The sequence below is a fragment of the Mucilaginibacter ximonensis genome (genome assembly GCF_042686265.1).
GTDB classification, from domain to species: domain Bacteria; phylum Bacteroidota; class Bacteroidia; order Sphingobacteriales; family Sphingobacteriaceae; genus Mucilaginibacter; species Mucilaginibacter ximonensis.
Genome location: NZ_JBHUPD010000003.1, coordinates 395578 through 416502 on the forward strand (window position 1 = coordinate 395578; position 20925 = coordinate 416502).

General features: G+C 42.5%; 19 protein-coding genes. 17 read left to right on the plus strand and 2 right to left on the minus strand.

All coding sequences use genetic code 11. The features are described 5' to 3' along the window. The 17 genes from ACFS5N_RS15715 (at position 1) to ACFS5N_RS15795 (ending at position 19530) form a co-directional block, all read left to right on the plus strand. Positions 1-663 carry a CBS domain-containing protein gene (locus tag ACFS5N_RS15715; RefSeq protein WP_377187619.1) on the plus strand — a complete coding sequence of 221 codons (663 nt, stop codon included), beginning with the start codon at positions 1-3 and terminating at the stop codon, positions 661-663. Positions 664-743: 80 nt separating this feature from the next. After that, entirely contained in the window at positions 744-1625 is an 882-nt protein-coding gene (locus ACFS5N_RS15720; protein ID WP_377187622.1) for an NAD kinase, read from the plus strand. Between the two features lie 9 nt (positions 1626-1634). Then, positions 1635-2408, plus strand: coding sequence for a type IX secretion system protein PorG (gene porG, locus ACFS5N_RS15725; RefSeq protein WP_377187625.1), 774 nt, complete (start codon positions 1635-1637; stop codon positions 2406-2408). 190 nt (positions 2409-2598) lie between these two features. After that, complete coding sequence (locus ACFS5N_RS15730) at positions 2599-3339, plus strand: isoprenyl transferase (RefSeq protein WP_377187628.1); 741 nt, start codon at positions 2599-2601, stop codon at positions 3337-3339. 61 nt (positions 3340-3400) lie between these two features. Further along, a complete protein-coding gene (gene bamA, locus ACFS5N_RS15735) occupies positions 3401-5950 on the plus strand; it encodes an outer membrane protein assembly factor BamA (RefSeq protein WP_377187631.1) in 2550 nt (849 codons plus the stop codon). A gap of 13 nt (positions 5951-5963) precedes the next feature. Beyond that, positions 5964-6494, plus strand: coding sequence for an OmpH family outer membrane protein (locus tag ACFS5N_RS15740; protein WP_377187634.1), 531 nt, complete (start codon positions 5964-5966; stop codon positions 6492-6494). Between the two features lie 53 nt (positions 6495-6547). Continuing rightward, positions 6548-7081 (plus strand): OmpH family outer membrane protein, encoded by a 534-nt coding sequence (locus ACFS5N_RS15745; RefSeq protein ID WP_377187637.1) that lies wholly within the window; start codon positions 6548-6550, stop codon positions 7079-7081. An 80-nt stretch (positions 7082-7161) separates the two neighbouring features. After that, complete coding sequence (gene murI, locus ACFS5N_RS15750) at positions 7162-8007, plus strand: glutamate racemase (protein ID WP_377187640.1); 846 nt, start codon at positions 7162-7164, stop codon at positions 8005-8007. A gap of 117 nt (positions 8008-8124) precedes the next feature. Next, positions 8125-9195 (plus strand): NADH-quinone oxidoreductase subunit NuoH, encoded by a 1071-nt coding sequence (nuoH, locus tag ACFS5N_RS15755; protein ID WP_377187642.1) that lies wholly within the window; start codon positions 8125-8127, stop codon positions 9193-9195. Positions 9196-9234: 39 nt separating this feature from the next. Beyond that, positions 9235-9825 (plus strand): 4Fe-4S binding protein, encoded by a 591-nt coding sequence (locus tag ACFS5N_RS15760; protein ID WP_377187645.1) that lies wholly within the window; start codon positions 9235-9237, stop codon positions 9823-9825. Continuing rightward, positions 9822-10373 carry an NADH-quinone oxidoreductase subunit J family protein gene (locus tag ACFS5N_RS15765; RefSeq protein ID WP_377187647.1) on the plus strand — a complete coding sequence of 184 codons (552 nt, stop codon included), beginning with the start codon at positions 9822-9824 and terminating at the stop codon, positions 10371-10373. The genes ACFS5N_RS15760 and ACFS5N_RS15765 overlap by 4 nt, the downstream gene beginning before the upstream one ends. Continuing rightward, on the plus strand, positions 10370-10675 hold the full coding sequence (gene nuoK, locus ACFS5N_RS15770) for an NADH-quinone oxidoreductase subunit NuoK (protein WP_377187650.1): 306 nt from the start codon (positions 10370-10372) through the stop codon (positions 10673-10675). The genes ACFS5N_RS15765 and nuoK overlap by 4 nt, the downstream gene beginning before the upstream one ends. A gap of 15 nt (positions 10676-10690) precedes the next feature. Next, a complete protein-coding gene (locus ACFS5N_RS15775; RefSeq protein WP_377187653.1) occupies positions 10691-12748 on the plus strand; it encodes an NADH-quinone oxidoreductase subunit 5 family protein in 2058 nt (685 codons plus the stop codon). A gap of 15 nt (positions 12749-12763) precedes the next feature. Beyond that, positions 12764-14371 (plus strand): complex I subunit 4 family protein, encoded by a 1608-nt coding sequence (locus tag ACFS5N_RS15780; protein ID WP_377187656.1) that lies wholly within the window; start codon positions 12764-12766, stop codon positions 14369-14371. 2 nt (positions 14372-14373) lie between these two features. Next, positions 14374-15867 (plus strand): NADH-quinone oxidoreductase subunit N, encoded by a 1494-nt coding sequence (locus ACFS5N_RS15785; protein ID WP_377187659.1) that lies wholly within the window; start codon positions 14374-14376, stop codon positions 15865-15867. A gap of 268 nt (positions 15868-16135) precedes the next feature. After that, complete coding sequence (locus tag ACFS5N_RS15790; protein WP_377187662.1) at positions 16136-17443, plus strand: ammonium transporter; 1308 nt, start codon at positions 16136-16138, stop codon at positions 17441-17443. A 179-nt stretch (positions 17444-17622) separates the two neighbouring features. Further along, positions 17623-19530, plus strand: a complete 1908-nt coding sequence (locus ACFS5N_RS15795) for an amidophosphoribosyltransferase (RefSeq protein ID WP_377187665.1) — start codon at positions 17623-17625, stop codon at positions 19528-19530. Positions 19531-19626: 96 nt separating this feature from the next. On the opposite strand, the gene ACFS5N_RS15800 is transcribed toward ACFS5N_RS15795, so the two are convergent. Next, positions 19627-20076: a DUF1569 domain-containing protein gene (locus ACFS5N_RS15800; protein WP_377187668.1), complete on the minus strand. Its 450-nt coding sequence runs from the start codon at positions 20074-20076 to the stop codon at positions 19627-19629. A gap of 39 nt (positions 20077-20115) precedes the next feature. Next, positions 20116-20769, minus strand: coding sequence for a LysE family translocator (locus tag ACFS5N_RS15805; RefSeq protein ID WP_377187671.1), 654 nt, complete (start codon positions 20767-20769; stop codon positions 20116-20118). Positions 20770-20925 lie beyond the last annotated feature (156 nt).

Consider the following 20925-nt stretch of genomic DNA (forward strand, 5'->3'; position numbering starts at 1 on the left):
ATGTATGCAGGCGAATTAATAGCTGACGCAATACCACCATTGCACACCTCTGATACACTTCAGACGGTGCATGACCGTATGGTGGAGTTTCGTGTGCGGCATTTGCCTATTGTGAACGAGGATCAGTTTTTGGGATTACTGGCCGAAAGCGATATTCAGCCTGAAATGGATCAGCAAACACAAGTTGGCGCGCTGGGCCTGTCGTTAGTAAATCCTTATGTGCGCGAAGATCAGCATGTGTATGATGTGATCCGTTTGTTTTATGAGCAACAGCTAAGCGTTGTGCCGGTGCTTGATGTCAAAAAGAATTACCTGGGATTAATACCGATCAATAAAATGAACGAATATTTTGCTACCATTACGGCGGTATCTCAGCCTGGCGGTATCATTATTCTGGATATCAATAACAAAAACAATTCGCTTGCCCACATGTCACAAATTGTTGAATCAGACAATGCGCAGATATTGAGCTCATATGTACGTACCTTCCCTGATTCAACCCGCATGGAAGTTACCCTTAAAGTAAACAAAACCGACATTTCAAACATTATAGCTACGTTTTTGCGTTACGAGTACGACGTAAAAGCAACGTTTAACCACAGCGAACACGATGACGGCGCGATGGACAGATACGCTTCGCTGATGAATTATCTTAACTTATAGTCAATAGACTACAGACCATAGTTTTGAAGAAATAAATACTATCGACCATGGACTATGGTCTATCGACTCAAAAAATCTCCATGAAAATAGCAGTATACGGCAGACCGTTTAATGACCAGGCAGTAATACCTTTTATACAGCAGGTGTTTGACAGCCTCTCGCTGCACTCGGTTGATGTTTATATCCACCAACAGCTATTTAATTATGTAAAAGATAAAATCGACCTGACCCCATACCATATTTTAGGCGATGGAGACAAAATAAAAGGTTTTATTGATGCCTTCATCACACTGGGCGGCGATGGTACGCTGCTGGATATGGTGAGTGTGATCCGTGACTCATGTGTGCCGGTTATCGGTATCAATTTTGGCCGGCTTGGTTTTTTGGCCAGCGTTAATAAAAGCGATATTGCAGGGGCCATTCATGCGGTGGTTAATAAGCAATATACTTTAGACTCGCGCGGCCTGCTCATGGTAGAGTCTGAAATGAATATTCTGGGCATGGACAATTTCGCGTTGAACGATATCACTATCCATAAGCGCGACGATTCTGCCATGATCACCACCAACATGTTCCTGGACGGCGAGTTTCTGAACTCTTACTGGGGCGACGGTATCATCATTGCAACTGCAACAGGCTCCACGGCTTACTCGCTAAGCTGCGGGGGGCCTATCATCTTTCCTGAGTCAAACAGTATCGTCGTAACGCCTGTTTCGCCGCACAATTTAAATGTGAGGCCTATAGTATTACCTGAGAGCAGTGTGCTTTCTTTTGAGGTTGAATCTCGAGGCGCCAATTACATCTTGTCGTGCGACTCAAAAACTGAGGTAATAGATAAGCCGATGCGCTTTAAGGTGCAAAAGGCAAGTTTTGAGCTTAATCTTATCCGTTTAAATAATGAAAGTTATTTATCAACGTTAAGAAACAAATTATTGTGGGGGTTAGATGCCCGCAATTACTAACCGCGGCAAATGGTAAGATCATTACTTGTAGCTTTCTTTCTGGTCGTCATTTCGCTTAATCTGAAGGCGCAGGCCTGGGAGATAGGCGCCTTTGGCGGCGGCAGCGGTTACATGGGCGATCTGAATCAAAAAAATCCGTTTAAAGTTTCCGGGGTTGGTTTAGGGGCTTTTGCCCGGTATAACTTTAATGGCTATATCTCAGTAGGGGCAGGGGTGAGTTATGGCGTAATTAGTGCGGCTGATAGTCTTTCATCCAACCAGCAAACCCGTTTGCGTAATTTAAGCTTTACCACCCGTTTATTGGAAGGCAGTTTAACTGCCGAGTTTAATTTTATGGAGTTTGTACCCTCGGTTTCAAAAAATATTTATACGCCTTACGTATTGTTTGGCGTAGCTTACACTGATTTTAATCCCCAAACAACCTATAATGGGCACACCTATAACCTACGCGATTACCAAACCGGGGGCGTAGCCTATAAAAACACAGCTTTAGCCGTTCCGTTTGGGATTGGTTTTAAGTATAATGTAGCCGGTAGGATGACCCTGGCAGCTAACCTGGGCTATCGTATAGCTCATACTGATTACCTGGACGATGTAAGCGGTATTTATCCTGATAGAAGTAAGATGTCAGCAACCGCCGCTGCCCTGTCTGACCCTTCGATAAATCATATTGGCAGGCCCGGCACTCAGCGCGGCGACCTGCGGCTCCATGATACTTATTTCTTCACCGGGCTTTCTATATCCTATACATTTATTACCCAAAAGTGCTACTACGAGCGGTAGCTTTGGTAAAAAAACGGGTGAATTGCTAAGCTTTTGTCAATCAACATTCAGGCAAAAAATTGGCGCCATTTTGTATAAACTTTCTTTTTCAACTGCATACTAAAAAAGTACAAAGTAAGTTTTACCTTTGTCACCTGAAAAATTGGGCATTATAAAAAGCTACACCAGCTTTTATTTGCCAATATAGGAAATGAGTTATAAGGAAAATATTGATTTGTCGAGGTTACCTGAACATATAGCCATAATAATGGATGGTAATGGCAGATGGGCTAAAGACAAAGGCAAATTAAGAATATTCGGTCATCATAATGGCGTAATTTCAGTAAGAGATGTAGTTGAAGGTGGCGTTGATCTGGGTGTTAAATACCTGACACTTTACACCTTTTCATCTGAGAACTGGAACCGCCCCAAGCTGGAGGTTATGGCTATCATGGAGCTGATGGTGAGCACCATCCATAAAGAAATTAAAAACTTTATGGAAAAAAATGTGCGCTTAAATGCCATTGGCGATTTGGATATGCTTCCTAAAAAATGTTACGACGAGTTACAAAATGCTATTAAAACCACATCAGCAAACACAGGTTTGGTTATGACATTGGCTTTAAGCTATAGCTCACGTCGTGAAATTGTGCATGCCGCAAAAAGTATTGCGCAGCAGGTAAAGTCAGGACAAATTAATATTGAGGATATAAACGAGGACCTTTTTGGACAAAACCTTTATACCGGAGATATGCCCGATCCGGAGTTGTTAATCAGAACCAGCGGCGAGTATCGTATCAGCAATTACCTGCTGTGGCAGATTGCTTATGCCGAACTGTATTTTACAAAAAAGCTGTGGCCTGATTTCAGGAAAGAAGATCTGTTTGAAGCTATCCTGGATTATCAAAAACGCGAACGCCGTTTTGGTAAGACAAGTGAGCAGGTAAACTAATTTTTCTTTTAACAAAATTTAACAACTGTATAAACTATTTTTAGCGCACTAAAATATACGAATGAATAAATTTCTTTTTGCAATTCTTTTCTCTGTTATAAGTACCGCTGTAATTGCGCAGGTCAGGCCTCAACAGTCGGCTTTCCGCGTGTCGACGTCTGATACATTGAATTATTTAAACCCTAAGGAATATGTTATTGGCGGGATAAATATTACCGGTACAGTACACTTGGATAAGGACGTGCTGTCGCAAATTGCTAAGATTAATAAAGGCGATAAAATATTATTACCGGGCGAAGCATCGGCAACAGTAATTAAAAACCTGTACAAAGAAAATTTATTTGACGACGTGCAGATGTATGTTACTAAACTAAACTATGACACCGTTTATCTGGAAATTGCTGTAAAGGAGCTTCCGCGTTTATCAAGATTGCGCCTGCTGGGCTTACACAAGGGCGAGGTTGAAGACATCAACAAAAAACTTGATGACAAGGGTAAGGTAGTTAATACCAATTTAAAGAAACATACTACTGACGTTATAAAACGCTTTTTTAACGAAAAGGGATTTTTAAACACAACCGTTGATATTAAACAACGGCCCGACCCGGGCGATCCGAACAGTTTGATACTGGATGTAACGGTTGACAAGGGCAAAAAAGTAATGATTAACGACGTAACCTTTGAGGGCAATAAAGCTTTTTCAGAAGCCAAGCTGCGTCATTATTTGTCAAAAACCCGTAAACGTAAATGGTATAACCTGTTTGGTTCAAAGAAATTTAAAGAAGATAAATACATTGAGGATAAACAAAACCTGGTTGAAAAAATGCAGGCAGAAGGTTATCGGGATGCTGCTTTGATAAGCGATACCGTAACCAAGCATGATTATCAAACTGTCGACGTAAAACTGAAAGTTTACGAAGGCCCTAAATATTACTTTGGTAAAATTAAGTGGTCTGGCAATGCTAAGTTTACTGATGCACAGCTTAATCAGGTATTACGTATTAAAAAAGGCGATGTATTTAGCGAGGATCTTTTAGGCAAACGCCTGAGCGGCGGCGGGCCTCAGGGTGATGATATTGCATCGTTGTATCTTAACGACGGTTATCTGACCTACAGCTCAGATCCGGTACAAACCAGTATTGCTCACGATACCGTTGATCTGGATATCCGCATTTACGAAGGTCCGCAATACACCATTAACCGTGTAACTGTTAAAGGTAACGATGTTACCAATGATAAAGTGGTATTGCGTGAGCTGCAAACGTTACCCGGCCAAAAATTTAATAAAGCAGCTTTGATTGAAAGTACCCGTATCATTGGTCAGTTAGGAAACTTTGACGATCAGAAAACTGAACCACGTCCGGTTAATTACAACCCTCAGGACGGTACGGTTGATTTGGTATATAATGTAGTTGAAAAACCTTCAGACCAGGTGGAGCTTTCGGGCGGTTTTGGTGGTGGCCAATTTGTGGGTACACTGGGTTTAACCTTTAATAACTTCGCCATCAAAAACATTTTTCACCTTAAAGATTACAAACCGCTACCTAAAGGCGATGGTGAGAAACTAAGTATTAGAGGCCAGTCAAGCGGTCGTAGCTATCAAAACTACTCATTTACTTTCTCTGAGCCATGGTTAGGCGGTAAGCGCCCTATTTTCTTCTCTGTAACTGCATATACCCAGTTAAGTTCAACCGGTCAGTATTATGCTAAAACAGACCCTAATTATAACAACCTGCGTATAAACGGTATTGGTGTAACATTGGGTAAACGTTTAAAATGGCCTGATAATAGGTTCCAGTTAAACTACTCGTTAAACTTTGATCACTATAATCTGGATAACTATCCGGGGTATCTGTTCTCAAACGGTACTTCATACAATATTAAGTTAACGCAAGAGCTTACACGTAACTCGCTGGAAGGTTCGCCGATATTCCCTACAGGTGGTTCAAACATCAGGTTCACCCTGCAGGGCACACCGCCTTATTCATTATTTAACAACATCAATTACAAATTGCCACCAACACAAGAGCAATTGTATCATTTTGTTGAATATTATAAGGTGAAGTTTGACGCACAATGGTTTATCCACCTGGCAGGCAAATTTACCTTATTGACCCAAACCCGCTTTGGCTGGTTGGGCGAATACAACTCAGTGGTTCCGGGTTCGCCGTTTGAGCGCTTTAAATTAGGCGGCGACGGTATGCAAAGCTACCAGTTTTTACAGGGTAGCGATATTGTGGGTTTGCGTGGTTATGAAAACTTCTCTATTGTGCCGGTTGGTTCAAACTATACCGCCAATAATAACCCGGGCGCAGCTATTTACGATAAGTTAACCTTCGAAATTCGTCACCCGGTTATTACCAGCACATCGGCTACCATATTTGCACTGGCTTTTGCCGAGGGTGGTAACGTGTGGGATCATTTCTCACAATTTAACCCTTACAACGTCAGAAGATCGGTAGGTGTTGGCGCCAGAATATTTTTACCTATTTTTGGTTTGCTTGGCTTGGATTATGGTTATGGTTTTGACCCTATCCCGGGTATACCTACTGCTAACAAAGGACAATTTAGTTTCTCAATATCGCAAAGCTTAAGCGGTGGTTTTAACTAAGGAAAAAAATTAAATGAAGAAGGTAATTTTAGTACTGGCTTTAACGTTTGTAAGTTTCACAGCAGCGCTGGCGCAACGTTTTGCCTATGTTGATTCTGACTATATACTGAAACATATGCCTGATTATGTATCAGCACAGAAGCAGTTGGGCGCGCTGTCAGACCAATGGCAAAAAGAGGTAGACAGCCGTTTTCAGGAGATTGACCGGTTGTACAAGGCTTACCAGGCCGACCAGGTTTTAATGACACCTGAGATGAAGAAAAGGAGAGAGGATGAAGTGGTTACTAAAGAAAAGGCGGCTAAAGATTTTCAACGTCAGAAATTTGGCCCCGGCGGCGAATTGGAAACCAAAAGCAGCGCGGTAATGAAACCGATACAAGACCGGGTTGCCAAAGCAGTGCAGGCCGTTGCCGAAGCCGAAAACCTGGATATGATATTTGATAAAAACAGCGAGGTGATAATGTTATACGCAAATCCCCGTTATGATAAAAGTGCTGAGGTGATAACCCGTTTAGGATTAAAGCCCGGCGTATTTGCTAAATAAGATTTTTATATATATAATCGCAAAATAAATTAAAAACACACAGAACAAAGACAATGAAAAAATTAATTAAAGTTGCTTTAGTGGTAGTTTGTATGGTATCGATGAGCAGCTTTGCCAATGCGCAAAAAATCGGCTATATCAACACTAATGATTTGATCCCGAACATGCCTGAGTACAAAACTGTAACTACCCAGGTAGACGCTTATAAAAAGACCTTTGTTGACGTTTTGCAAAACTTAAGCAACGAGCTTCAAACTAAAGGCGCTGATTACCAAAAAAACCAGGCTACAATGACTGACGCTCAAAAAACCGCTAAACAAGCTGAGCTAAATGATTTGAATACTCGTGCCAACAACTATCAAAATGATGCTCAGCAAAAAGTAGCTCAAAAAGGCGAAGAGTTGATGAAACCTTTGCTTGATAAAGCTAAAGCAGCAATTACTGAAGTAGCTAAAGAAAAAGGTTACACTTACGTGGTTGATTCGTCAACTACTACTTTCATTGTTGCTCCGCCGGCTGATGATTTATTACCTGCTGTTAAAGCTAAATTAGGTATCGCTGCTACCTCAACTGCAGTTGGTAAGTAATTGACGATATTTAACTTTACAAAAAGGCGTCTCCAATTAAGGGGCGCTTTTTTTATTTTTGATTAATTTTAAAGTAAATTATGCCCGGTAAGACACCTATAGGTATTTTTGATTCAGGAATTGGCGGTTTGACCGTCTTTCGCTCGATAGCCGAGCAGTTGCCTGCTTATGACTATATTTATCTGGGCGATAACAGCCGTGCGCCCTATGGCAATCGCTCGTTCAATACTATTCACCAATACACCTGGGAATGTGTACAATGGCTGTTTCAGCAAGGTTGCCCGTTAATTATCCTGGCTTGTAATACAGCTTCAGCCAAAGCGCTGCGTACTATTCAGCAAAAGGATATGCAAGGGCTTGATCCGTCTAAACGGGTTTTAGGCGTTATCCGGCCGACGGCCGAGGTTATAGGCAAATACTCAAAAACCAAAGAGATTGGTGTGCTTGGTACTGTAGGTACGGTTAAGTCAGAGTCTTATCTTATAGAGATACAAAAATTCTTTCCCGAATTAAAAGTTTACCAGCAAGCATGCCCCTTATGGGTGCCTTTGGTTGAAAGCGGCGAATATGAAAAGCCGGGATCTGATTATTTTATACAAGAATACCTGGGCGAACTGATGGCGCAATCAACCAATATTGATACCATATTACTGGCTTGTACACACTATCCCTTATTGCAGGACAAAATAAAGGCGCATTTGCCGCAACACGTTAATGTTATAGCGCAAGGCGATATAGTAGCCAAAAGTTTAGTTGATTACCTGCAGCGCCACCCTGAGCTGGAGCAGCAGCTCAGCAAAACCGGCACGCGCGAATTTTATACCACCACTGATGATACTGCCGACTTTGATCATCACGCGTCACGGTTCTTTTCGGCGCCGGTTAAATCGTCATTTGTATCGGTTACTGAGTTTAGCTGTAAATAGGGCTTATGTAATTTGCAATTCCTTTTTAATAAAATACTACTAAATTGGTCAACTTTATACAATCTAATCAATTCAATCACCCTAAAATTTATTAAGTTTGCAGCTAAAGCAAACCGGTTGAACTTTTATATTACATATTTCCTTATAGCGATAGGCTTATTTGTATTTGTAGCCGTATTTACGCTGTTTGGTGTTTACGCCGAACGCAAGCTTTCAGCCTTTATTCAGGATAGGTTGGGCCCAACTGAGGTTGGTAAATTTGGATTGCTTCAAACCGTTGCCGATATTCTGAAGCTTATTCAAAAGGAAATCATTGTGCCGGCGGCCGCCGATAAAGTGCTGTTTTTAATGGCTCCGCTTATTATCTTCGTTGCGGTTTACCTGGGTTTTGCTGCGTTACCCTGGGCGCCTGATCTTATCCCGGCTAAAATCAACATCGGCATTTATTATGTTTTGGCTATCATCTCTATCGAGACTTTAGGCATATTGATGGCCGGATGGGGCTCAAATAATAAATATTCAATTTTGGGCGCCATGCGTTCGGCCGCGCAGATTATTTCGTACGAAATTCCCGCCGGCTTTGCGCTGATAGCCGTTGTGATGATAGCGCAAAGTTTAGATCTTCAAACCATTGCTGTGCAACAGGGCATCCTATCGCACGAAAAAACAAAATTCCTGGGTTTCTGGGATGTGTCTTCAACCGGTGGATTTTTATCGTGGAATATTTTCAGGGCGCCACATTTAATAATTGCTTTTGTAATTTATTTCATCGCTTCATTGGCCGAGAGTAATCGTGCCCCGTTTGATATTCCCGAAGCCGAATCAGAATTAGTTGCCGGTTTTCATACTGAATTTACCGCTTTGCAATTCGCGCTGGTATTTTTAGCCGAGTATGCCATGATGTTTTTAGTGTCGATGGTTGGGGTAATATTATTTCTGGGAGCCTGGAACACACCACTGCCAAATATAGGGGCAGTTCGCCTGGCCGACTGGACGACCGGAACGGGTTTCGGTATTTTTTGGATAGTGCTGAAAACATTTGGACTGATTGGCGTGCAAATGTGGATACGCTGGACATTGCCCCGCTTACGTGTTGACCAGTTGATGAATTTATGCTGGAAAGTACTAACTCCGCTGGCGTTTATATGCATGCTAATATCAGGCATATGGCGGTTGTGGGTAATGTGAAATAGTGATTAGAAAAATCGGTGAAAAAAAAACAGATCAGTGAGATTAACTAAATTAAACGGATTGACTACTGCGCTAAAGGGGCTTTCGCTTACTTTAAAGCATGTGTTTTCGGGTAACTCGAAGAGACAAGTGGTGCCCATCACTGATAATAACTATTTCAAACAATTGGATAATACCACCAATACTATTCAATATCCGCATCAAAAATTACCGGTTCCTGAAGTAGGCCGTTATCAGTTGGATGTGATGATGGATGATTGTGTGGTATGTGATCTGTGCGCCAAAATTTGCCCGGTTGATTGTATAACTATCGATTCTATCAAAGCTACCGAACCTATTGGCCAAACCTCAGACGGCACTACCAAACGTATCTATGCCGCCCGGTTTGATATCGACATGGCTAAATGTATGTATTGCGGCTTGTGTACTATTGTTTGCCCAACCGAGTGCATTATTATGACCAACCAGTATGACCGTACTGTTTTCGAGCTAAAAGACCTGAATTATGAGTTCTCAGACATGTCGCCGGAAATGGCGGCCGAGAAACGCCGGTTATTAGAGAACCAACTGGCCGAGCGCCAGGCGGCTAAGTTTGCTGCTTTGAACAAAAAGGAGGGCGACGCATGAGTTTAGTACAGGTAATGTTTTATATTTTGGCGGCTGTAGTTATAGGCTCGGCATTATTTGTAGCTGGTAGCAAGAACCTGGTGCGCTCGATATTTATGTTTTTTATTACGTTGTTTGGTTTGGCCGGATTATATGTTTTATCTACGGCCGATTTTGTAGCTGTGACACAAATTGTCATCTACGTGGGTGGCGTATTGGTGTTGATCTTGTTTGCGTTTATGCTGTCGGGCAAAGAAAACCTGGAACTGCTTCAACAGCGCGAAAGTAAATTCATCACGGTTAAAAAGCTACCAGCGTTATTGTTAGCAGTTTTGTTTTTTATAGTGATCATCAATATAATTTTAAAAGTTGATATCAGCCGTTTACCATGGATACAGGCAAGCCAGGATAAATTACCACAATTGCAGATTAACGATTCAACCGTCGAAAATATTGGCATAAACTTGATGACCCGATATTTATTGCCATTTGAAGCCATTTCGATATTATTGCTGATGGCGCTGGTAGGTGCCGCCCATTTGGCCAGAAAGGAGCGCGGGCTGCTATGATATCACTAACCGACTTCCTTATTGTTAGCGCTACGCTGTTTTGCATTGGTTTATACATGATCATCACTAAAAGCAATGCTATCCAGGTTTTAATAGGCATTGAGCTGATGCTTAATGCCGCAATTTTAAATCTGGTGGCTTTTGGTAAGTATGACAAAATAAATAATGGCGGCAATGTTTTCGCACTGTTTGCTATTGTGCTGGCAGCTGCTACCACTGCTGTAGCGCTGGCTATTATATTAAACGTTTATAAAAAATACCGGACTATTGACCCGGATAAGGTTAATAAATTGAAGGATTAACCTGTACTAATTGATTTGAGAACATCATTACCATACCATGATCTGTCAACTATTTACTTTGCTGTAGCAACGGTATTATTGCCGCTTTTTGCCTGCCTGGTAAATTGTTGCCTGCCTGGTAAGCGTAATAAGGCTTCGGGTGTTATTTCTACGGCGGCTATTTTGGTGGCGGCTGTTTTGTCAATTATAGTGTTCAGCAAAACCTGGAATGTACATCAGATACATGTTCAGCAGTTGTGGTTTACCATTGGGGCTACGCAACTGCATGCCGGATTATTGCTTAATAATCTGTCAGTCATTTTGCTGATGTTGGTGTGCCTCATCGCCTTGCCGGTGCATATTTACTCGACGGCCTACATGAAACACGACGAAAATTATGATCGTTACTTCATTTACCTGAGTCTGTTTTGTTTTAGTATGCTGGCGCTGGTATTGGCTGATAGCATGGTGCTGTTATATGGCTTTTGGGAGTTGGTGGGTTTTTCGTCATACCTGCTTATCGGTTTCTGGTTTACCAAAGAAAAGGCAGTTCAAGCTAATAAGAAAGCTTTCCTGATGAACAGAATAGGAGATATCGGTTTACTGACAGCTATCATGACCCTGTTTGCACAATACCATACTTTTGATATTGTACAGCTTTTTGGTACTGATGGACTGATCAGCCAATCAACTATTCAAAACGGGCAATGGGTTGGGCCCGCAGGTAGTCTACCCGCTGTTTGGCAATATGTGGCTTTTGTAGGTATACTGCTGGGCGTCGCGGCCAAATCGGCGCAGTTTCCGCTGCATACCTGGCTGCCCGACGCTATGGAGGGCCCTACCTCTGTATCCGCTTTGATCCATGCCGCTACTATGGTTGCAGCAGGTGTGTTCTTACTGGGCCGGGTTTACCCGATGTTTACTACCGGTGAGTTGGATATACTGGCTATCGTAGGTTGCTTTACGGCTTTTATGGCTGCAACCATTGCCTTAACACAAAACGATCTGAAACGTATCCTGGCTTATTCAACCATATCGCAATTAGGCTTTATGGTGATGGCGATGGGTATTGGCGCATATGCCTCGTCATTATTTCATTTAGTTACGCACGCCTTTTTTAAATGTGCGTTGTTTTTGGTAACTGGCGTAGTTATTCACGAGATGCAGCATATCAAACAAGACAACAATCTGGACATCGACCCTCAAAATATTCTGTACATGGGTGGCCTGCGCAAAAAGCTGCCGGTTACTTTCCTGGTTGCTGCCGTTGCCGGTTTGGCGCTTATTGGTTTGCCACTTACATCGGGGTTTTTATCTAAAGACGGTATTTTGGTACAGGCGGTAGATTGGTCTGACAGCAAAGGCCCTTTGTTCAGGTTAATACCCATAGGTGCTATCGTTGCTACCTGGTTAACCGGTTTTTATGTGGCCCGGTTAATTGCCAAAGTATTCTTCGGCCATTTCAGGCTGGAGCAGTTTCATCCGCATGTACAATATCACATTGGCGATGGCAACTGGCAATATCGTGTTCCGCTGATTTTTTTGGGTTTGGCCTCGTTATTCCCGCTGTTTTCATTGAACCCGTTTATTTATGAGCATGCCTGGATCTTTGCCGGGTTCGGTTCCATCCACTTAGAACGCGTAAATATCTATCATACCATTATCCCTGTAGGGGTAAATATATTGAGCCTGTTTGTGATCTACTGGTCATGGTCGGTTTATTCAGGCCGCAAACAAATGCCGTTTAAGCAAACCGGCTTTTTGTTTCATCTGTCATATCGCGAATGGTATATCGATAAATTTTACAATCGTGTTGTTGTAAATCTCGTCCTGAGCCTTAGCAAAGCTATGGCATGGGTCGACCGTACAGTTATCGATGGATTTATCGACGGTTTATCGAATGTCACTGTCAGTCTGGCAAAAGTTACTGCCTGGTTTGATTATCATATAGTGGATGGGATATCGCGTGTACTTACCATTTTTGTGCAGATAACCGGTAATTTTATCCGCCGGTTTCAGGGGGGTAAAGTGCAGTACTATTTATTCAGTATGCTGGTATTGGTACTGGCGCTTATTATTTATTTGACTATTTGATACATTGATCATAAAATGAACCAACTTACGCTACTCATATTTATACCGCTGCTGTTTGGCCTTATTATATCCTTGCTGCCGTCAACCATGCGCAATAGCTTTAAGTACATTACGCTTGTGGCTACGCTGGTGCAGCTGGGTTTGAGCATTTGCCTGTACCTGAACTTTAAAACCGGTGCCGGTTTTGCCGGAGTAGCTAATGAGAGCCAGTTTCAGTTTGTACAGAAATTACCCTGGATAAACCTGAATTTAGGCAACATGGGCCGTATGCAGATGGATTATTTTGTCGGTGTCGACGGTATATCGATCATGCTGCTCTTGATGTCATCATTGGTAATGGTTATCGCAGCCCTGGCATCGTGGGAGATTAAAAGTAACCTGAAAGGTTTCTTTATTTTGTTTCTGATATTGGATATGGCAGTAATGGGCGTGTTCTGCTCGCTGGATTTCTTCCTGTTCTACATCTTCTACGAACTGATGTTGCTGCCGCTTTACTTCCTGATTGGTATGTGGGGTGGGGTAAGGCGCGAGTATGCCGCTATCAAGTTTTTCCTGTATACGCTATTTGGTTCGGTATTTATGTTACTGGTGATGATAGGCTTGTACCTGTCTGTGTCAGACCCATCAACCGGTACGCATACCTTTAATATGGTGTATATGATGAACCCTGCGAATTATGGGGCCAACAGCATCTTCTCCATTGTTAACCATTATACCTTACTGGGAATACCGGCCCGTACTTTAGGCTTTATTGTATTGTTTGTTGCTTTCGCGATAAAAGTGCCGGTAGTGCCCCTTCATACCTGGCTGCCCGATGCACACGTTGAGGCGCCTACACCGGTATCTATCATACTGGCAGCTATTTTATTGAAGATTGGCGGTTACGGTATTATTCGTATCTGCGTAAGCATATTCCCGGAGGTTGCTACTCATGGGGCATTTTGGCTGGGATTATTAGGTGTCATATCTATTATATACGGCGCGTTAAACGCTTTAGCGCAGCGCGACCTGAAAAAGGTTATCGCCTACTCATCGGTATCACAAATGGGTTTTGTTTTATTGGGGATAGCCTCTCAGACACCCGAAGGTTTAAGTGGAGCCACCTTCCAAATGGTAAGCCATGGCTTCCTTTCAACCATGCTTTTCTTCCTTGTTGGGGTGGTTTATAACCGCGTGCACGATCGCGATGTTTATAATTTCCGTGGCCTGGGTTCATTAATGCCTAAATACACGTTGTTTGTCATGATCGCTTTTTTTGCGTCATTAGGTTTGCCCGGTTTCTCGGCATTCATAGCCGAGGCATTCTCATTGGCAGGCGCATTTAAATCGCCAACGGTTAATGGTTTGCTGCCCTATTGGTTATCAGTTGCGGGTGCAGCAGGCATACTGTTAAGTGCCTGCTATTTCTTGTGGACTTTACAACGCATGTTCTTTGGCTCGGTATCGCTAAAAGGCGGAGATGTCTGGAAAGTAGCTTTAACTGATTTGAACGCCCGCGAAATAATTACCCTGGTACCTTTGTCGCTGGTGGTACTCATTTTGGGTATAATGCCATCACTGGTGTTTGATAAGGTGAACGACTCGGTATTGGCTGTGGTGCAACTTTTACATCTAACTAAATAAATATGTTGGTACCCGATATAAGCGCGCAATTAAGCAGTATCCTGGCCGATTTGAAATATATCGGCCCTGAAATCTGGCTGTCGCTTTTATTTTTGGTAGTATTAATTACTGACTTGCTTTTTGGCCGTAACTCTGAAAACCTTTGCCGGATTGTAGCTACAGCCGGTATTTTATTTGTACTGTTTCAGGATTATAAACTGGTTGCCTTATTAGGGGGGCAGGGCCGGTTGGCTTTTGGCCGAATGCTGCTTGAAACAGAGCTCTCTGTGATATTGCGATTTATTATTGATGTTGGCGCATTTATCCTTTTACTTTATTTTGGTTGGGACGAACAGCTTAAATCGCACCCAAAGAAACTTTCTGATCTGTATTCTATCTCTATTGCAGCCATCTTTGGTTTGCATTTGATGACTTTGGCGGCTAACCTCTTATCAATATACCTTGCCATTGAGATGGTATCTATAGCGTCATATTTGCTGGTTGCTTATCGTTCAGAAAATGCCTTTACAGCCGAGGCCGGATTAAAATACGTATTGTTTGGCGCTGCTGCATCGGCGGTAATGCTGTATGGTATATCCTTACTATATGGCTTTACCGGTTCTCTCGGTTTGTTTGACGCCAATTTTATGCCGGGCCTGTTGAATATTAATAAAGCAGCCGCAGCTTTTGCCGTGGTATTGGTACTGGTAGGTGTGGGTTTCAAACTATCATTTGTACCTATCCACTTCTGGGTTCCTGATGTTTATGAGGGCGCATCAACGCCAATCACGGCATTCCTTTCAACTTTGCCAAAAGTGGCAGGCTTTGGTTTGCTTATCAATATCCTTACGCCATTTATTATAGAGCCGGCTTGGAAAACCTTTAACTTTGGGCTGTTTATATCTGTTATCGGCATCATTACCATGATAGCCGGCAACTTTGCCGCCGTTATGCAGAAAAATGTAAAACGATTACTGGCTTACTCAAGTATTGGGCACACTGGTTTTGCTTTAATGGCCATAGTTACCTTTAATGCCGAGGGCATTAAAGCGCTTGATTTTTACCTCGCGGTTTATATGCTGGCCAATATTGGTGCACTTATGCTGGTATCCTATTTTACAGGTATCACTCAGTCAGAAGATATAGAAAGTTATAAGGGTTTAGGTTTAAAATATCCTGCGGCATCAATAGCGTTCGTTATTATCCTGATTTCATTGACCGGTTTGCCCGTCAGTGCAGGTTTTTCTGGTAAATTATTTGTTTTCTCTGCTGTTTATGGCGCCTACACCGTAAATCATAACCATTGGCTACTGCTTTTAACCATAACGGGGGCCATAACTACCGTCGTTTCGCTATTTTATTATATTAAAATACCACTGTATCTTTTTTTAAAGCGTACTGAGATTGCCAAACCTACTCCCCGGCCATCTAATTTATTAACTGCTGCTATTATCATAGCTGTTGCTTTGTTGGCATTAGGCATTTTCCCAAATTGGCTGGGCAGTTTTTTATCGTAATCATTTCTTGCCCTTTTTTATATTCATTTCTGCTTTAGTTTTACAGGGTTTGCGCTCTAATCAACACCCATTTTACTTTAATTTATCATTTTGTTAATTTTTATTCTGCATTTAATGGTATTGCAGCTTTTTTATGGTTTTTAAATTTGATTTTTATAAAAATCGCATATTTAGCGTTGATTTTTAAATAATTTTTGATAAATTATAAGTTTTATATGATTTAAATCATAATTTTAGGCGTTTTTAATAATTATCGCACTAAATTTTTATGAAGCGCTATTTTCCGTTTTTACTTATCGTAGCTATTCTTGTATTAACGTTTATTTTTCCATCGGTAGAGTTTAAAAACACCGGAGCCAGTCATTATAATACCGGTGATATTGCCTGGATGCTAATGTCGACCGCATTGGTTTTGATTATGACGCCGGGATTGGCTTTCTTTTACGGCGGCATGGTTAACAAAAAGAATGTGATATCAACCATGCTGCAAAGCGTGATCTGTATGGTAATTATCACGGTAATGTGGGGTATTTTCGGGTTTAGTTTAGCCTTTGGCGATAGCTTTCATGGTATAATTGGTAATCCTTCAACCTATTTTATGATGAAGGGTATGCTGGGCGATTCAACCTGGCCATCGGCACCAACCATTCCCTTGTTGTTGTTTGCCATGTACCAGTTAAAATTTGCCATTATTACGCCGGCGCTGATCACCGGGGCCTTTGCCGAGCGTATACGTTTCAATTCGTACATTATCTTCCTTTGTCTGTTCAGCATCTTTATATTCTCACCATTGGCCCACGCAACCTGGCACCCGGATGGCTTGTTAGCTAAAATGGGCGTGCTTGACTTTGCGGGCGGTACCGTGGTACATATGTCTGCAGGTTGGGCGGCTTTGGCATCGGCCTTATATTTAAAGAAACGTAATGAGGTAAGCCATTCACCCGCACGTATTACTTATGTATTAATAGGTACCGGCTTACTATGGTTTGGCTGGTTCGGTTTTAACGCCGGTTCGGCCTTTGGTGCCAATCATCTTGCAGTTACGGCTTTGGCTACGAGCACCAGCGCGTCGGCAGCGGCAGGTTTAACCTGGATATTTTTTGACATGCTGCGCGGTAAGAAACCATCGGCCATGGGTACCTGTATTGGCGCTGTAGTTGGTTTGGTAGCTATTACGCCTGCCGCGGGTTTCGTTTCTATCCCGCACTCATTAGCCATCGGTATTATATCGGCAGTGATCAGCAACCTGGTGGTTGAGTGGCGTACCGGTACTTCAATTGACGACACTTTGGACGTGTTCCCTTGCCACGGCGTTGGCGGTATGGTAGGTATGTTGCTTACCGGTGTGTTTGCGCATAAAAATGTTAATCCCGGCAATACTACAGGCAACGGTTTGTTCTTTGGCGAACATCATCTGTTTGTGGTTCAGTTGTTGGCTCTGGTATTGGTATCTATTTTCGCTTTCTTCGGATCATTATTATTACTAAAGATCACCGACATGATCTCTCCGCTGCGCGTATCAGCAGAGGACGAGGTTATAGGTCTGGATATCAGCCAACATGGCGAAAAATTATAATCAGCAATCTCTAAACAATCTATAGACCATAATTTGGAAGGCGGCCGGCGGTCGCCTTTTTTGCTTAACACTGTCCTAGCACTATGTTTAAATCTTGTTAATATTTAATACGATATAATGACAATTAGCCTGCCTATTGTACGGTTTAAAAGTTTAAATTTGCTGCTCCATAATCAATCATGAGCGATCAGATTAAACACGAGTGCGGTGTGGCATTTATCCGCCTTTTAAAGCCACTATCTTATTATCAAAAAAAGTATGGCACTGCGCTGTACGGACTCAATAAGCTGTATCTTTTAATGGAAAAACAACATAACCGTGGCCAGGATGGCGCCGGCGTTGCTACCATTAAATTAGATATTGAGCCGGGTAAGCGCTACATTAGCCGACACCGTTCGATGGCCTCAAATGCTGTTGCCGACATCTTTGAATACATACAGAAGAAGTTTGCCGACATACAGAAGGAATCGCCGGAGAAAATGGCTGATACTGAATGGCTCAAAGAGCACGTAAGCTTTACCGGCGAAGTGTTATTGGGCCATTTACGTTATGGTACCCATGGCAAAAACAGTATTGAAAGCTGCCACCCTTTTCTGCGTCAAAATAATTGGATGACCCGTAACCTGGTGATAGCCGGTAACTTTAACATGACCAATGTTGACGAACTGCTGCAGCAACTGTACGACTTAGGTCAGCACCCGAAAGAGAAAGCCGATACGGTTACGGTATTGGAGAAAATGGGCCACTTTATCGACACAGAGGTGCAAGGCTTGTTTGATCAGTACAAACGCGAAGGCTTGAATGATAATGCTGAGATAAGTAAGCTGATTGCCCGCGACATGGACGTAGCCAAGATTCTGCATAAATCGGCCCGTAACTGGGACGGTGGCTATACTATTGCCGGTATGCTGGGCCATGGCGACGCCTTTATTATGCGCGACCCTGCCGGTATACGCCCGGCGTTTTATTACCGTAATGACGAAATTGTGGTGGCCGCGTCTGAGCGCCCTGCAATTCAAACCGCTTTCAACGTTCCGTTAGAGGAAATTAAAGAAATACAACCCGGTCATGCGCTGATTATCAAAAAAGACGGCAAGATATCTGAAGATATGTTTAGCGAACCGAAAGAGAAGAAATCATGCTCATTTGAGCGTATTTATTTTTCAAGGGGTAGCGATTCATCTATCTACCGTGAGCGCAAGCAGTTGGGACGCCTGTTGTGTCCGCAGATATTAGATGCTGTGGGTCATGATATCAAGAATACCGTATTTTCTTATATCCCAAACACAGCCGAAGTAGCATTTTACGGCATGGTTGAGGGGGTGCATAAATACATCAAACAGTATCAACGCGATCGTTTATTAAATCGCGAAGACAAAATAAGCGAAGAAGAGCTGACCGAGGTGCTGAGCATGGCGCCACGGGTGGAGAAGATTGCTATTAAAGACGTAAAGCTGCGTACTTTTATTACGCAGGATGCCGACCGTACCGAGATGGTGGCTCACGTTTACGACACCACTTACGGCCTGATCAAGAAAGATACCGACACCCTGGTGGTATTGGACGATTCAATTGTTCGTGGTACTACATTAAAACAAAGTATCCTGAAAATATTAGACAGATTAGGGCCTAAAAAGGTTGTGATCGTGTCGTCTGCTCCGCAGATACGTTATCCCGATTGTTACGGGATTGATATGTCGCGCATGGGCGAGTTTGTAGCTTTTGAAGCCGCTGTGAGCTTGCTGAAGGAGCAAGGCAAAGAAAATATTATTGCCGACGTGTACAACCTGTGTAAACTAAGTGCAAGCTTACCTAAAGAAAACGTAATTAACCACGTAAAAGCTATTTACGAACCTTTTACCGATCAGCAGATATCTGACCGCATTGCCCAGATCATCACACCAAAAGACATCAAAGCCGAGGTTAAGGTGATTTATCAAACGCTGGACAATCTGCACAAAGCTTGCCCTGATCATTTAGGCGACTGGTATTTTTCGGGCGATTTCCCGACCCCGGGTGGTAACAAGGTTGTAAACCGTGCCTTTGTTAACTGGATGGAAGGAAAGAATCAAAGAGCTTATATGTGATTTAACTGAAAGCGAAATTACAAAGGCGAAGGTTATCAACTTTCGCCTTTTTTACTAAAGACAGCTTTGGTCTTTAAGCTTTTCGCTTAGTTGCACTTACACCCCAAACTGCCTTAAATGGTGATCCAGGTGTTTCCAGTTAAGCTGGCACCATTCGCCCGCCTTGAATTTATGAAAATATGGGTGAGGGAATTTTACCAATCCTGCTTCACCTTTTTCTAGGGCTGTTCGGATGATCTGCAGAAATTTTTCTTTTGCTTCCTCAAAATTGCAGGAGTGTTCAACACGCATAGCGATAAACGCCGGTATATGGTGGTCCATATCTTTTGTTTTCAAAACGCGGCGTTTGGCTATATTGCCAAACAAAACGCCTATCCAATGCCTGCGGCATTTAGTCAGGCCAAAGGCAATATTCATGGCTGCTGTACAATGCGTCATCATTTGAGCAACATCCATTTTACCCCATAGTGCTTTGGTATAGGGGCATAATTGATTTACGCGGGCAACTAATTCCGCATTGTCATCGGCATTAAAAATACTTTTCATGATGATAACCAGGGGGCTGGCTACGGCGAAGATAGCAATTTATGCTGATGGGGCCGAGAAAACGTAGTGTGTCACTAATTTGTCCACCAGTATTAGCGAGGCAATAATGAGCGCGGCACCTGCAACCTCATTTAAACGATGGACGAATTTCTCAGAAATACGATCGCGTAGTTTATTGGCATAAAAAGCCTTGGTTGTATCCAACCCAAACTGAACAATCAGAATGGTTAAAAACATAATAGCAATTTTAGCCGAACGATTGTGCGTGTCGCTACGGTAGATGGTGCTTGCGGTACCTATAACAGTTATCCAGTGAAATAGCAGCGTGGGGTTAAAAATACACATCAGGAAACCTTTCAGGAAATAACCGGTGCGCTTTAGGCCGGTAGGCTGTGTGTTGGTGTAGTTTACTTTAGGCTTCTTGATGATATATCGTATACCTACAACAAACAAAATAACGCTGCCAACAACGCCGGCTATAGTTTTAGTTTGACTGGTGACTTCGAAAAATTGCGATCCGAACAATATAGAGCCTACAAAAACAACATCACTGCACACTACGCCCAAGGCTAGAAAAACTCCGGCATGAAAACCTCGTTCAATACTGGTTTTAATCAATGCGAAAAATACCGGGCCTGTCAAAAACGTAAGCACTAAGCCAATCCCAATACCCGAAATAACAGCTTCTATCATTAATCTGTAACCTTTGTTCAGTTTAAAGTATGCGAAGATGCGGTTTTTTTCGCTTATACAAAGAAACTTTAATATGGTATGTTTATTAATTTAACACGATAGAATTACAAAAAATAGTTATGTTAGTGCTTTAAAACCAATTTCAAATCAACTAAC